Genomic DNA, 14133 nt, shown 5'->3' on the forward strand with positions numbered 1-14133 from the left:
ATCGTCGTCTCGGCGCTTACCGTCCGGCCGGAGTCATGTGACGCTCACACCAGCCCACCATCTCGCGGGTCGGCTCGGCAAGCCCTCGGCAACTAACGAGGGTCTTCGGCAGGGGGCGCATCCGGGCTGACCAGCCGACGGGCGGCCAGGACCGTGGCGGCGCGGCGTTCGGTGCGTTTGTGATGGTCGGTGCGGGTGGCGTGCATGGCCGCGGTGCGGGCGAGATCGGTCAGCATGACGATCAGGGTGATGGGCTGGAATTCCGCCGTGATCAGCCCTTGGTCTTGCCCGCGCCGGATCTCGGTGAGCTTCCCCGCGATGATCCGGCGGATGGCGTCTTCGGCGGCGGGGATGTGGGTCTGCTCGATCTCGGCCCACGCCTGCAGGCGGGCGTTGTCGGGGTGGGTGACGTAGTGGTCGAAGAGCCGGCCGACGTAAGCGGGCAGGTCCGCGGCGTCGAGGGCGGTTTCGTCGGTGGTCTGGGTGACCCATTCCTCGGTGACCGCGGCGTACAACTCGTCTTTGCCCGCGAAGTACGCGTAGAGCCGGTCCTTGCTCGCCTTGGCCGCCTCGGCGATGCGATTGATGCGCGCGCCGGCGATGCCGTACTGGGCGAACTCCGCTTTGGCCGCGACGAGGATCCGCTCCCGGGTGGCCTGACCTGCTGCGCGCATGGGCGAATCCTATCTTGCCGAACCTTTTGGTTCGGATATACAGTTTCCGAACCAAAAGGTTCTGGAAACCGCACCGGGGAACGAGGATGGTTATGGGCTCTACAGGGACCGACTGGCGAGATCTCGCCGCGCGGGAGACCGGGGTGACCGCGGCCGAGTTGGATGCGCTGTGGGCCGATCTGCCCGTCGCGCGCGCCGCGGACATCCTGGGCGAATGGAAGGGGGCGGCGTTTCCGACCGAGCATCCGCTGCGCAAAGCGCTCTCGGTCAATCGCTGGTACGGCAAGACGTTCCACAGCGTGCTGGACGCGAAGCCGTTGATCTGCCGCGCCGAGGACGGGTCGCTGTTCTCCAACGTCGAACTCGGCGGCGGCGGGGAGGCGACGCTGTGGAATATCGAGTTCCGCGGCGAGGTGACCGCCACCATGGTCTACGACAGCCGACCGGTCTTCGACCACTTCAAATGGCTCGACGAGAACACGCTGATGGGCATCATGAACGGCAGGCCCGAGGTGGTGCTGGCCCACGGCGAGCACTTCTACTTCCTGCTCGAGCGGGTCTGAGCGATGGTAACCACCACCGCGGTGCTCTCGCGCGACCCGGCCGCGCCGTTCACCGTCGAAGCCGTCGAGATCGATGAGCCGCGCGACGACGAGATCCTGGTCCGGGTCCAGGCCACCGGGATCTGCCACACCGACCTGATCAGCCGCGCGGCGGGCGCGGCCGACCGTCCGGTGCTGCTCGGGCACGAAGGCGCCGGAGTGGTGGAGGCCGTCGGCGCGTCGGTGACCGGTGTGCGGCCCGGTGACCGCGTCGTGTTGACGTTCCGGCACTGCGGAACGTGCCGGAACTGCCGGGCCGGACGGCCGGCGTATTGCGTGCGGGCGGCGAAGCTGAACCAGTTCGGCCCCCGGGCGGACCGCTCTTCCCGGGTCACCATCGCGGGAACCGCGGTGCTGGACGGGTTCTTCGGTCAATCGAGCTTCGCCGCGTACGCGTTGACCACCTCGGACAACACGGTGGTCGTCGACACACAGGTCGATCCGGCGATCCTGGCTCCACTGGGCTGCGGATTCCTGACCGGCGCCGGAGCGGTGCTCAATGTACTGCGACCGGACCGGGACGCCCGCGTCGCGGTCTACGGCGCGGGTGCGGTCGGGATGGCGGGCGTGCTGGCGGCCCTGGCGAGCGAGGTCGCCGAACTCGTCGTGGTGGAGCCGTCGCCATTCCGGCGGGCGCTGGCGCTGGAACTCGGCGCCACCGCGGCCCTGGATCCGGCGGCCGACGACATCGTGCCCGCGATGCGGAAGCTGACCGACGGCGGGGCGACCCACGCACTCGACACCACGGGATCGTCGCGCGTGCTGGCCACGGCGGCCGCCGTGGCCGCGCTCGGCGGTACCGTGGTCGCGGTCGGCCTGGGTACCGGCGTCCCGGAGATCGACTTGCGGGATATCGTGCTGGGCGGCAAAGGGATCCGCGGTTGCCTGGAAGGCGACGCGGTGCCCGCGACCTTCATTCCGCACCTGCTGGACCTCCACGCCGCCGGACGCTTCCCCATCGACCGTCTCGTGACGGCGTACCCGCATACCGACATCAATGCCGCGCTCGCGCAGCAGCGCGACGGCAAGGTCGTCAAGCCCGTTCTGACCTGGTGACCGGACCGACGCGCCATGACCTCGCTGGTTGGGGCGAGGCAAAAGGGGGATAACCCGCGAAAGGGCCGGATGCGAGCACGGGCATGCGGCCGGGCGACCGCAGGAAGGGGCCGGGATGGTGTCGAGCACGCTCGCCGCGCTGTACCAGGCGTCCGCGCAGGAGCCGCCCGGTCTGCTGCCCGCGCGCCAGCAGATGGCCTTCTCGCTGGGCTGGCATATCGTGCTGGCCTGTTTCGGGGTGGCGTTTCCCGCCATGATCTACGTGGTGCATCGCCGGGGAATCGTCCGTGCCGACTCCGTCGCCCTGGGGTTGGCCAAGCGGTGGGCGACGGTGTCGGCGATCCTGTTCGCCATCGGCGCGGTCTCCGGAACGGTCCTCAGCTTCGAGATGGGCTTGTTGTGGCCGGGGCTGATGGGCCGCTACGGCGACGTGCTCGGCTTGCCGTTCGCCTTCGAAGGGCTCTCGTTCTTCATCGAAGCGATCTTCCTGGGCATCTACCTCTACGGATGGGGCCGCATGCCGCCGCGCAGGCACCTCGCGATGCTCATCCCGATGGGCATCGCGGGGGTGGTCGGCACATTTTGCGTGGTCAGCGTCAACGCGTGGATGAACGATCCGACCGGCTTCCGGCTCGTCGACGGCGAGGTGACCGACGTCGATCCGTGGCGCGCGATGTTCAACGACGGCGCCTACCTGCAGTTCGCGCACATGTGGGTCGGGGCCTTCATGGTGGTCGGATTCCTCGTGTCGGGGGTCTACGCGGCAGGTCTGCTACGGGGACGCCGCGACCAGCACCATCGGCTCGGGTTCACGGTCCCGTTCGTCTTCGCGACCGTCGCCGCCGTCGCGCAACCTCTCATCGGGCACGTCCTGGGGATGCGGGTGCACGACACGCAACCGGCGAAGCTGGCCGCGTTCGAACTGGCCGCCACCACCGAGGGGTCCGCCCCGTTGCGATTGGGCGGCGTGCTCGTCGACGGTGAGGTCAAGGGAGCGCTCGAGATCCCTCGGCTGGGTTCGATCATCGCTCGCAACTCGCTGACCGCACCCGTCCCCGGCCTGGACTCGGTCCCCGTCGAGGATCGGCCACCGGTCAACATCACCCACCTCGGCTTCCAGACCATGGTCGCCATCGGCACCCTGCTCGCGCTCATGGTGATCGTGTTCTGGTTGCTGCGCTGGCGGCGGCGCGACCTGCTGGCCCGGCGCTGGTTCCTCCGGGCGGCGGTGGCGGCGGGGCCTCTGGCGATTCTCGCGCTCGAATGCGGCTGGACCGCCACCGAAGTAGGCCGCCAGCCGTGGACGGTGTGGCAAGTGCTGCGTACCACCGACGCCGCCAGCATGAGCAACGATCTGTGGTGGAGCTACGTCAGCGTGTTGCTGGTGTATATCGGGATGACGGTGGGCGCGATCGTCGTCCTGCGCTCCATGGCCCGCCGCTGGCGCACCGGCACCGCGACCATCACCGCTCCGTACGGGCCGGGAGCATCGCCGGTCGACCAGGCGCAGCGTGCTCGCAGCGTCGGAAAGTCCTGACCGATGGATCTCTCGGACGTTGTCGCGACGGCGATGTTCATCGGGGTGGTGCTCTACGCACTGTTCGGTGGCGCGGACTTCGGCTCCGGATTCTGGGACCTGACCGCGGGCGGCCCCCAGCGCGGTAGCCGCCTGCGGGTGCTCATCGACCACAGCATCGGACCGGTGTGGGAGGCCAACCACGTCTGGCTGATCTACATCCTGGTGTTCCTCTGGACCGCCTACCCTGCGGCGTTCGCCGCCATCATGACCACCTTGTTCATCCCGATGAGCCTGGCGCTGCTCGGAATCGTGCTGCGCGGGGCGAACTTCGCCTTCCGCAAGTACTCCGCGACCCTGGGCCAGGCGCGCCTGTTCGGCGCCTTGTTCGCCGGTGCGTCACTGATCACGCCGTTCTTCTTCGGCACCGCCGTCGGTGCGATCGCCTCCGGCCGGGTGCCCGCCGAGGGGTACGGCCACCCGGTGCGTTCGTGGCTGAGTCCGACCTCGATCCTGGGCGGCACCCTGGCTGTCGGAACGTCCGCCTTCCTGGCCGGAGTCTTCCTGACCGCCGACGCCGCACGTTCGGGTGATGGCGCCCTCGCCGGCTATCTGCGTTCCCGCACGCTGATCGTCGGTGGGGTGACCGGGGCGGTCGCGATCGCGGCGATCCTTCCGATCCGGCATGACGCACCGACCCTCGGTGCCGGGCTGCTCGGACGCGCCCTGCCGCTGATCGCACTCTCGGCCGCCGCGGGCGCGGCCACCCTGGTGCTGCTGTACCGGCGTCGCTTCGGGTGGGCACGGGTGCCTGCGGCGACCGCGGTCGCCGCGATCGTCATCGGATGGGCGGTCGCGCAGACGCCGTGGATTCTCGTCGACGAGATGCTCATCGCGGATGCTGCGGGTGCCAGGGCCACCCTTCTCGCACTGCTCGCCGTCGTCGCCCTCGCCGCCGTCACGGTGCTACCCGCGTTGGCCTACTTGTTCTGGCTCACCCAGACCGACGCGTGGGTACGCGAGCAGCCCGGGTCCCCGGAAGAGGCGTAGGACACCGCGGGCCTGCGCGCACCTCGCGACGGATCCGCGAAGTGGTACCGAAAGAACGGTTTGTTTGTGGTCGCGGGTGGTATCCGCCGCACGTATCGGTTCGACAGCGCGGTCGTGACGGTACGTGATCGGGGCATCCCCGCAGCTCGACGACCGGCCGGTTCGACGTTTGTCACGAATCCTTCGCGCCGCACGAGACGAGATGCCCTCTTCCAGAGGATGAACGGCGCGAAGGATTGCATCGTGATCGAGGACATGAATATGCCCAGCACCGACGACGACCGAGACCGGATCATCTGGCCCGAGTCCAGCGCTTCGAACGCGTGGTGGGCGGATGTCATGGACCACCGATTCCCCCGAACCCAGACCACGACCTCGAGTTGACCTCGCCCGGCCCCGTTCCGATCGCAGCTGCGCCGCTCACCCGCGCCCCGGCCGTCGCCGCGTTGCGGGGCCGGTGTGCGCCGCGCCCTGTTCTGCGGCGGTAGCTTCGGTTGTCGGGCCGTCGTCGCGGCGTGGACGACTGTCGGTGCCGAGGGCGGTCACATGAACCGCCCACCGGTCACCTCGAGCACGGTCCCGGTCATGTACGACGACAGATCCGAAGCCAGGAACAGTGCGACGGAGGCGATCTCGCCGACCTCACCCGCCCGCCCGAGCGGAATCTCGGCCATCTTCTGATCCCACACCTTCTGCGGCATCGCCTCGGTCATCGCGGTGCGGATCAAGCCGGGCTGGATCGCGTTGACGCGCACGCCCAGGTGTGCGAGTTCCTTGGCGGCGGCCTTGGACAGGCCGACGATGCCCGCCTTGGCGGCGGAGTAGTTGGTCTGGCCCGCCAGCCCGATCTTGCCCGACAGCGACGACATGTTGACGATGGCTCCGCTGCCACGCTCGCGCATGATCGCGCCGGCCAGCCGGGTGCCGTTCCAGGTGCCTTTGAGGTGCACCGAGATCACCTGGTCGAACTGGTCCTCAGTCATCGTGCGCATGGTGGCGTCGCGGGTGATCCCGGCATTGTTGACCATCACGTCGACCGGGGAGAACGACTCCGCGGCCGCGTCGAGCAGAGCCTGCACCTCCTCGGCGACGGTGACATCGCAACGTACGCCGCGCGCGACGGCCGCGCCGCCGAGACGTTCGGCCGCCTGCGCGGCGGCGGTCCCGTCGATGTCACCGACGACGACGCGGGCGCCTTCGGCGACGAATCGCTCGGCGATCGCGTAACCGATTCCCTGTGCGGCGCCGGTGATCACGGCGGTCTTGTCGTGTAGCAGTGGGCCGGTCATGAATGTTCCTCACGGTGGTCGGTCTCGGGGACATCGCCGATGTGCGCCGGATGCGCTGGGCGCGTCCGATTATCGGCTTGTCGACCATGATCGACGACCGCAGCGGCGTCGGCGGGGTCGGTCGCCGGCACGATGCACCGTGCCCAGGTCAGCTCGGCCTGGGCCGGGCGCAGGGCGGCGACGGGGGCGAGCCGGCACGGGGGGATGCAGGGTATTTGCCGGTGCGACCGAGGCGTCGGCTGCTCGAGTCCGGTGAGCACCTCGCTGAGGGAACCTGCCCCGAAAGCGGCGACGACGTTACCGGTCACCTTCGCCGTGCCCCGCGCCCGCCCTTGTCGCGGCGCCAGAGCGACGACCACCGCGCATATTCGAAGCAATGGTGTGGCCACCGGGGGGAGCAGGGCGTACTACGTGCCGGAGTTTTCGGGTTTCGGTGAACGGTGCAGGTGGCGCAGTTCGTCGATGATCTCGATCGCCGTCAGGGAAGAGGTCGCGGCGCCGTTGCGGATCCGGGCGGCCAGGCCTGCCGGGCAGCCGGGGCCCGGCCTGGACGTGGTGGCGCATGCCGTGCAGCCCTCGACGGCACCGGCGAGATGGGCTTCGACATTGCGCGCGTCGAGCGCGGCGATCAAATCGAGCCCGCTCAAGAAGTTGATCGGCATGTCGATGAGTTCCTCTTGCTGAATGTCCGATCGGGGCGTGCGAGTCGCACGCGTTCTGTTCCGGCCGTCTTCATGCCGCACAGCCCGACTCGACCGGAGGCGGGACGGGCTGCAGCGATGTCCGGCGGGTGAATCCATTGCACGGCCGACGGCTTTGTCGGCCTGCCGACGTCGTTGTCGGGGCGGATGTCCGGTGACGGCGTTGTCGTACGGACGAGGAGCCGCACGCGTGTATATAGGCTCCGCATCGGTAATGTAACAGATGGATATACCTATTGGGAACCCTCCAGCAAACTAGGCCTCGACGGCGTAAAGGCACGGCTAGGGGAGGCGGCGCGTGGGTGTGACGGTGCGGATCCGAAGCAGGATGTCGAACCAGTCGCCACTCCGGCGCCGGCGATGTGATGGTCCGCGTCGCGGTCGGGGCGGTAGGTGCCGATGATCAGGCGCACCCGGGTCGGTTGGTGCAGCCATCGCCGGACCGGCCCGGGCGGCGCTGTGCGCAGGTCCAGTAGATAACCGGCGTGGTCGGGATGATCCAGCACGCTGTCGGCGAACTCGGCCGACGGAGCCGGAACCGTCAGATCCGCGCGCAACTCGCCGGTGTGAAACGCGATCGCCAGGGACAGGTAGCCGGCGCCGAAGCGCTTGCGCAACAGGAAGCCGGTGGTCGGGAACTCCTGGGACATCGCCGCGATCGTCAGCCGCGGGGCGACCGCGGTGTTCGAGATCCCCTCCCAGTACGCGATCCGCTGTCCGGTGCGCTCGTGCCAGGCGGCGATTCGGTCGGCGGCGTCCGCGGCCTCGGCGGCGAAGTCGCGGCGCCCGGACGCGGTGCTGAATTGGTGGTATCGCACGATGAGCCGCGCCGCGTCGAGCGCCGCGGGTTCGTCGGCGGCCCCTGGTAGCGATTCGACCAGCGCCAACGCGTCCCGGGCGTGGTCGACGAACGGTCGGCCGGGATGGGTGCCCCCGGCCCGCTGGAGATGCTCACCCACTCGGTGCGCGGAGATTATCGGGTCGTAATGCCCGCGCAGGTCGTCGAACCGGTCCGGTGCCACGGCGGCGACGAAGTCGCGGACCCGCGCGTAGTGCGCAGGCTTGGCCGCTTCGGGCGTCAATCCGAACAGCCGCACCGGATCGTCCGGATGCGCGCGGTTGAACTCGCGTAACCACTGCAGTACGGCGAGGGTCTCGGTATTCCGCCAGGGAACCCACGCGTCACCGAGTAGTCCCAGGGGATCGCCCTGGCCGGTGCGGGTGTAATCGTCGAGAGCCGCGACCACCGTCTCGTCGTCCAGCAGAGCCAGCGCCCGGAAGCCCTTCCGCTCCACCAGCGTCCGCAGGACTCGGTGCGCGATAACGGATACTTCGTGCCCGGCCCGGGTGGTCATGCCGATGCCGGCGACGACAACGTCTTCCATCGAGTCGGCGAGCGCGGGCAGGGCCCCGGGTGGCGTGTCGTCCTGCGGCACGTCGAACGGTCGGACCGCGTTACGAAGCCACTCGGCGACCTCGACGGCCTCGGATTTCCGCTGCGTCATCCTGCACTCCCGACGGTTGAACAGCTGCCTGTGCCGCCCGGGGTAACCCGAAGCGCAAAGCATGTTTGACATCAAAGCTAATTACGTTTGAGGACAAACTAAATCGGCGCGCTGCCGATGTCAATCGCGCAGGAGCGCGGTCTCCAGGGCGCCGTCCGTCCCGGGAAGGTCGTTCAGGAGGTGGGCGTGCCCAGCAGCCGGGCCCGCCGGGTGAGGGTGAGTCCGATTCCCTCGGCGGCCGCGCGGACCGCTGCCGCGTGGTTCTCCGGATGGAACCGGTGGGACGGCCCTGCCACACTGATCGCGGCCACGACCTGGTCGGCCTCGCGGACCGGGGCGGCGACGCACACCAGGCCGGGAGCCGATTCCTCGAATTCGAAGGCCACGCCGTCGGCCGCGATCCGATCGAGCTGGTTGCGCAGCGTGCCGGGCAGGATCATCGTCCGCGGGGTGTGGCGCCGAAGCGGTCCTGCCAGCACCTGGTCGCGCAGTGCCGCGTCGGCGTTGGCCAGCAGGACCTTGCCGATGGCCGTGCAATGCGCCGGCATGCGGCCTCCGATCCGGGACGGGGCGCTGGCCTGACGACGCCCGCCGATCTTGGTCAGGTACACGACATCCGTGCCGTCCAGAACGCCCAGATGCACGGTCTCGTGAATACGCGCGTTCAACTCCTCCAGGAACGGAATCGCCACCTCGAGCAGACTCCGCTCCACCGACGCGCGCATCCCGAGCTCGAACAGATGCCCGCCCAGCCGGTACCCGGCCTCGGTCCGGTCCAGCAACCGCACCGCCACCATGTCCGCCAGCACCCGGTGCAAGGTGCCCTTCGGCATCCCGGTCCGTCGCGCGAGTTCGGCCAGGCTCAACGCGGTGTCATCGATCGAGAACGCCTCGAGCACCGCCATGGTCTTGCCCAGAACGGTCGAGCCGTCTACCGCACGACCGGCAGCCGCAGATGACACCGTCGACCTCCAACCCTTCGGGCCCGATCCACTCTACTCGAATGGCGTTCGGCTCAGCGGAACGCATCGCTGGTGGGCCGCTCCCGCCTGCGGCGACAGTGGGATCACCGTTCCATCCTTCCTCACGAATTCCGGGATCCCGATGCCAACACCTCCAGGCCTTCACCGACCTTCGGCGGACACCGCCACGATTGCCGCCGCCGACCTGCTCGGCGCGGCGGCCCGCTCCGGCACCCCGTGCGCGCCGGTGCGCGATCTGATCGGTTCCGACGATGTGGCCGCGGCATACACGGTGCAGGAACTGCTGACCGCCGAGCGCGTCGCGGCGGGGGCGGAGATCGTCGGGCGCAAGATCGGCTTGACCTCACCGGCGGTGCAGCGCCAGCTCGGCGTCGATCAACCGGATTTCGGAGTGTTGTTCGACGATATGTACTACCCGCAGGACACACCGGTGCCGCTGAGCCGGTTGCTGCAACCGAAGGTCGAAGCCGAGGTCGGTTCGTGCTCGCCGCGGACTTGGTGGACGGCCCGCTCGATGACGAGCAGATTCGCGCCGCGGTCGGCTACGCCGTGGCCGCGCTCGAGATCGTCGACAGTCGCATCGCGGGCTGGGACATCACGTTCGGCGACACCGTCGCCGACAACGCCTCCAGCGGCCTGTTCGTCCTCGGCGCCGAACATCGCACGCTCGATTCCTTCGACCCGGTCTCGGCGCAGATGCGCATGTCGATCGACGGTGTCGATGTGTCGACGGGAACCGGCGCCGCCTGCCTCGGCGATCCGCTGCACGCCCTGGCCTGGCTGGCGCGGACCACTCGGGAATTCGGCCGTCCGCTGCGCGCCCTGGCCTGGCTGGCGCGGACCACTCGGGAATTCGGCCGTCCGCTGCGCGCCGGGCAGATCGTTCTCTCCGGAGCGCTCGGACCGATGGCCCCGATTCAGGGCCCCGCCACCGTCACCGTCACCGCCGACATCACCGGACTCGGCTCGGTGACCGCGACCTTCATCCAGGAGTGAGACCATGAACGACAACCCCGCCGAGCTGAAAGTCGCGGTGATCGGGTCGGGAAATATCGGCACCGATCTGATGATCAAAGTGATCCGGCACTCGACGGTGCTGGAGATGGGCGCGATGGTCGGCATCGACCCCGAATCCGACGGCCTCGCCCGCGCGCGCAGGTTCGGCGTCCCGACCACCTCCGATGGCGTCCAGGGCCTGCTGGAGCTGCCGAACTTCGACGAGATCGAGGTGGTCTTCGACGCGACCTCCGCCAAGGCCCACGCCGCGCACGCCGCAGTGCTCGAACCGCTCGGCAAACGCCTGATCGACCTGACTCCGGCGGCCCTCGGCCCGTTCGTCATACCGGCGGTGAACCTGGACGAACATCGGCACGCCCCCAACGTCAACATGGTCACCTGCGGCGGGCAGGCCACCATCCCGATCGTCGCCGCCGTTTCCCGCGTGACGCCGGTCGCCTACGCCGAGATCGTCGCGTCCATCGCGTCGAAATCGGCGGGGCCGGGTACCCGCGCCAATATCGACGAGTTCACCGAGACCACCGCGCACGCGATCGAAGCGGTCGGCGGCGCCCAGCGCGGCAAGGCGATCATCATCCTCAATCCGGCGGACCCGCCGCTGATCATGCGCGATACGGTGCTGTGCCTGATCACCGCGCCCGACTCAGGCACGCACGAGGCGATTCGCGAGTCGGTGGAGCAGATGGTCGCCCATGTGGCCACCTATGTGCCCGGTTACCGCCTCAAGCAGAAAGTTCAGATCACCGCCGTCCCGCAGGATCAACCGGTCCACACCCTGCTCGGCCCGGACGCGGCGGCCGCGCCCACCCATCAGGTGACGGTCTTCCTAGAAGTCGAAGGAGCCGCCCACTACCTCCCGGCCTACGCGGGCAACCTCGACATCATGACCTCGGCGGCCGTGCGCTACGCCGAATCCATCGCCGACACGATCGCCGCCGCCCCAGCAGGACAGGAAGCGCTCCGATGACCACCCAGCTGTTCATCCAAGACGTCACCCTTCGCGACGGCATGCACGCGGTGCGCCATCGCATCACTCCCGACGACGTCGGGCGGATCGTCGCCGCGCTCGACGCGGCGGGGGTCGACGGCATCGAGGTCGCCCATGGCGACGGCCTCGCCGGAGGCAGCTTGAATTACGGGCCGGGGAGCAACACCGACTGGGAATGGATCGAAGCAGCTGCCGCCAATCTGACGCACGCCCGGCTGACCACGCTGTTGTTGCCCGGTATCGGCACCATCGAAGAACTGAAGCACGCCTACCGGCTGGGCGTCCGGTCGGTGCGCGTGGCCACCCATTGCACCGAAGCCGATGTGTCCGCCCAGCACATCGCCACCGCACGGGAACTCGGCATGGACGTCTCCGGATTCCTGATGATGTCGCACATGGCCGAACCGGCTCGCCTGGCCGAACAAGCGAAATTGATGGAATCCTTTGGGGCGCATTGTGTCTACGTCACCGATTCCGGCGGCCGGTTGACCATGAACGGCGTCCGCGACCGCGTCCGCGCGTACCGTCAGGCGCTCGATCCGGGCACCGAGATCGGTATCCACGCGCACGAGAACCTCTCGCTGTCGGTAGCCGATTCCGTGGTGGCGGTCGAAGAAGGCGTCACCCGGGTCGACGCCTCGCTCGCCGGCCACGGTGCGGGAGCGGGCAACTGCCCGATCGAACCTTTCGTCGCCGTCGCCGATCTGCACGGCTGGAAGCACAACTGCGATCTGTTCGCCCTGCAAGACGCCGCCGACGACTTGGTGCGGCCGCTGCAGGATCGCCCGGTGCGCGTGGACCGTGAAACCCTCACGCTCGGCTACGCCGGGGTCTACTCGTCTTTCCTGCGGCATGCCGAAACCGCGTCGCGGCGCTACGGCATCGACGTGCGCACCATCCTGCTCGAGGTGGGACGCCGCGGGCTGGTCGGCGGACAGGAGGACCTCATCGTCGATATCGCGCTCGACTTGTCGGCCGGCGCCGACGGGTAATCGCCCGGAGACCGCCGGGGCGGTGGAGGAGCCTCTCCGGCGCTTCCTTTGCGCGCGTGCGAGACTCGCTTCGATGCTCACCTACTTTCAAGCGACTGTCATCGGTGCGGTGCAGGGGGTCACCGAACTCTTCCCGATTTCCAGCCTGGGGCACTCCGTGCTGATCGCGGCATGGCTCGGAGGCGATTGGGAGAAGCTGACCGGCGAAGGCGAGTCCGGCACAGGCACACCGTATCTGGCGTTCGTGGTGGCGCTGCACGTGGCGACCGCGGTCGCGCTGCTCGGCTACTACTGGCGGGACTGGTGTGCCATCGCCGCGGGTTTCCTCACCACGCTGCGAACCGGGCGCCTCGACACCATCCCGCAGCGGCTCGCGTGGCTGATCGTCATCGCCACCGTTCCCGTCGGCGTGCTCGGCTTTCTGCTGGAACATCCCTTGCACGCCTTGTTCGGTGCGCCGATCTACGCCGCCGTCTTCTTGGCGCTCAACGGTGTCGTGCTGATCATCGGTGAGGGACTGCGCCGACGGAACGAACCGTCCCTGGCCGAATACGGTCGGCGGTTCGCCCTGCGGCAGGCCCACAGCGGCACTCTCACCGCCGAGGCGGAACCTCGCCGCCAATCCGACCGGCCATTGGCCGCCCTCGGGCCGAGGGACGCCCTCGGTATCGGCTTCGTCCAAGTCGGCGCGCTGCTGACCGGTTTCAGCCGTGCGGGCCTGACCATGGTCGGCGGTCTGTGGCGTGGTCTCGCACACGAGCACGCGGCCAAATTCGCCTTCCTGCTGGCCACTCCGGCGATCCTGGGCGCGGGACTGCTCGAGATACCGGAGCTGGTCGGCCCGAAGACCGACGGCATCCGTGGGCCGGTGCTGGTCGGCGCCCTCGTGTCCGGGGTGTCGTCGTGGCTGGCAGTGCGGTTCCTGGAGCGGTACTTCCAGACCCGCACGCTGCTGCCGTTCGCCGTGTACTGCCTCGCCGCCGGGGCCGTCTCGGTCGTCCACTTCGGCTGAGGTCTGCCTCCGCCGGGCGATCGAGTGACCGAGGTGCGATCAACTGGCCTCCCATTCGTCGGTCTGCGCTTCACCATCGGTGTCCAGGATGACCGTCGCGCCGACGGTCCCGCCTGCGATCAGTTCGATCAGCGCGGCGGAGGACCCCGGTTCGCCGCTGGGCAGGATCTGGGATTCGTAGGTGAGTTCGGCGTGGTCGCGCAATTGTGCGGCGGCCGTGGCCAAGTCGTCGTAGCTGAGGGTCCGATCCCCCAGGAAGGCGGTGTCGCTCCCGCGCAGTGTGCGGGTGCGGTGGGCGTAGGTGACCGGCCGGGGTGATTCGGCGGCGATCTCCGCGACGACGGTGGGGTCGTCGAGGGCGAGCCAGTCGACCGTGTCGCTGAACCGGCTGTCGCCGACCGTGAGGCCGATCTTGATCTCGAACTCATCGGGCAGCTGTGCGTCGAGTGCGTCGACCGGGACCACGGCGGCGCCGGTCTTGAGTACCGCCCAGGTGGCGATGACCGCTTCGATGCCGCGATCGAGTCGCACCGCCACGCCCGCGCCGGGGCCGCAGCCGCGCGCGATGAGCACGCGCGCCAACCGCGACGATCGGGTTTCGAGGTCGTGGTAGGACACGTCGATATCGTCGACGACGACGGCGGGGGCGTCCGGGTCGTCTTCCACCGCGCCCACGAGTGCCTGGGCCAGTGTGGTGCCCGCCGTCGTCGCCGCTGCCTGCGGTGCGGGGGCATCCGTTCTGGTTGTG

General features: G+C 68.9%; 14 protein-coding genes and 1 pseudogene. 9 read left to right on the plus strand and 6 right to left on the minus strand.

The genetic code is table 11. The annotated features are described in order from the left end of the window. Positions 1–92: 92 nt before the first annotated feature. Complete coding sequence (locus tag NG1_RS07565; protein WP_062969305.1) at positions 93–674, minus strand: TetR family transcriptional regulator; 582 nt, start codon at positions 672–674, stop codon at positions 93–95. 86 nt (positions 675–760) lie between these two features. Between NG1_RS07565 and NG1_RS07570 the strand changes: the two genes are divergently transcribed. The 5 genes from NG1_RS07570 (at position 761) to NG1_RS36430 (ending at position 5282) form a co-directional block, all read left to right on the plus strand. Then, positions 761–1237, plus strand: coding sequence for a DUF4334 domain-containing protein (locus NG1_RS07570; RefSeq protein ID WP_062969306.1), 477 nt, complete (start codon positions 761–763; stop codon positions 1235–1237). Positions 1238–1240: 3 nt separating this feature from the next. Next, positions 1241–2332, plus strand: coding sequence for an NAD(P)-dependent alcohol dehydrogenase (locus NG1_RS07575; RefSeq protein WP_062969307.1), 1092 nt, complete (start codon positions 1241–1243; stop codon positions 2330–2332). A gap of 115 nt (positions 2333–2447) precedes the next feature. Further along, entirely contained in the window at positions 2448–3869 is a 1422-nt protein-coding gene (locus tag NG1_RS07580; RefSeq protein WP_062969308.1) for a cytochrome ubiquinol oxidase subunit I, read from the plus strand. 3 nt (positions 3870–3872) lie between these two features. Beyond that, a complete protein-coding gene (locus tag NG1_RS07585) occupies positions 3873–4898 on the plus strand; it encodes a cytochrome d ubiquinol oxidase subunit II (protein ID WP_062969309.1) in 1026 nt (341 codons plus the stop codon). Between the two features lie 243 nt (positions 4899–5141). Next, the gene (locus NG1_RS36430) at positions 5142–5282 is read left to right on the plus strand and encodes a hypothetical protein (RefSeq protein WP_157113897.1); all 141 of its coding nucleotides are present in this window, start codon (positions 5142–5144) and stop codon (positions 5280–5282) included. Between the two features lie 158 nt (positions 5283–5440). Here NG1_RS36430 and fabG read toward each other — a convergent pair whose 3' ends face one another. The 4 genes from fabG to NG1_RS07610 form a co-directional block, all read right to left on the minus strand. Next, the gene (gene fabG / locus NG1_RS07590; RefSeq protein WP_062969310.1) at positions 5441–6187 is read right to left on the minus strand and encodes a 3-oxoacyl-ACP reductase FabG; all 747 of its coding nucleotides are present in this window, start codon (positions 6185–6187) and stop codon (positions 5441–5443) included. A gap of 407 nt (positions 6188–6594) precedes the next feature. Further along, entirely contained in the window at positions 6595–6849 is a 255-nt protein-coding gene (locus NG1_RS07600) for a hypothetical protein (RefSeq protein WP_062969312.1), read from the minus strand. Between the two features lie 272 nt (positions 6850–7121). Next, positions 7122–8393 carry an erythromycin esterase family protein gene (locus tag NG1_RS07605; RefSeq protein ID WP_062969313.1) on the minus strand — a complete coding sequence of 424 codons (1272 nt, stop codon included), beginning with the start codon at positions 8391–8393 and terminating at the stop codon, positions 7122–7124. Positions 8394–8566: 173 nt separating this feature from the next. Then, complete coding sequence (locus NG1_RS07610) at positions 8567–9298, minus strand: IclR family transcriptional regulator (protein WP_062969314.1); 732 nt, start codon at positions 9296–9298, stop codon at positions 8567–8569. Positions 9299–9497: 199 nt separating this feature from the next. Between NG1_RS07610 and NG1_RS07615 the strand changes: the two are divergent. The 4 genes and pseudogenes from NG1_RS07615 to NG1_RS07630 all read left to right on the plus strand — a co-directional run bounded on the left by NG1_RS07615 (position 9498) and on the right by NG1_RS07630 (position 13385). Continuing rightward, positions 9498–10372: pseudogene (locus tag NG1_RS07615) on the plus strand (2-keto-4-pentenoate hydratase). Between the two features lie 4 nt (positions 10373–10376). Beyond that, entirely contained in the window at positions 10377–11360 is a 984-nt protein-coding gene (locus NG1_RS07620; RefSeq protein WP_062969315.1) for an acetaldehyde dehydrogenase (acetylating), read from the plus strand. Continuing rightward, on the plus strand, positions 11357–12373 hold the full coding sequence (dmpG, locus tag NG1_RS07625) for a 4-hydroxy-2-oxovalerate aldolase (RefSeq protein ID WP_062969316.1): 1017 nt from the start codon (positions 11357–11359) through the stop codon (positions 12371–12373). Before NG1_RS07620 ends, dmpG begins: the two co-directional genes overlap by 4 nt. A gap of 73 nt (positions 12374–12446) precedes the next feature. Next, complete coding sequence (locus NG1_RS07630) at positions 12447–13385, plus strand: undecaprenyl-diphosphate phosphatase (protein WP_062969317.1); 939 nt, start codon at positions 12447–12449, stop codon at positions 13383–13385. A gap of 39 nt (positions 13386–13424) precedes the next feature. Here NG1_RS07630 and NG1_RS07635 read toward each other — a convergent pair. Continuing rightward, the coding region (locus tag NG1_RS07635; protein WP_157113898.1) for an AMP-binding protein at positions 13425–14133 on the minus strand (709 nt) is incomplete at its 5' end.

Origin of the sequence: Nocardia gamkensis NBRC 108242 (genome assembly GCF_001612985.1) — a bacterium.
GTDB lineage: Bacteria > Actinomycetota > Actinomycetes > Mycobacteriales > Mycobacteriaceae > Nocardia > Nocardia gamkensis.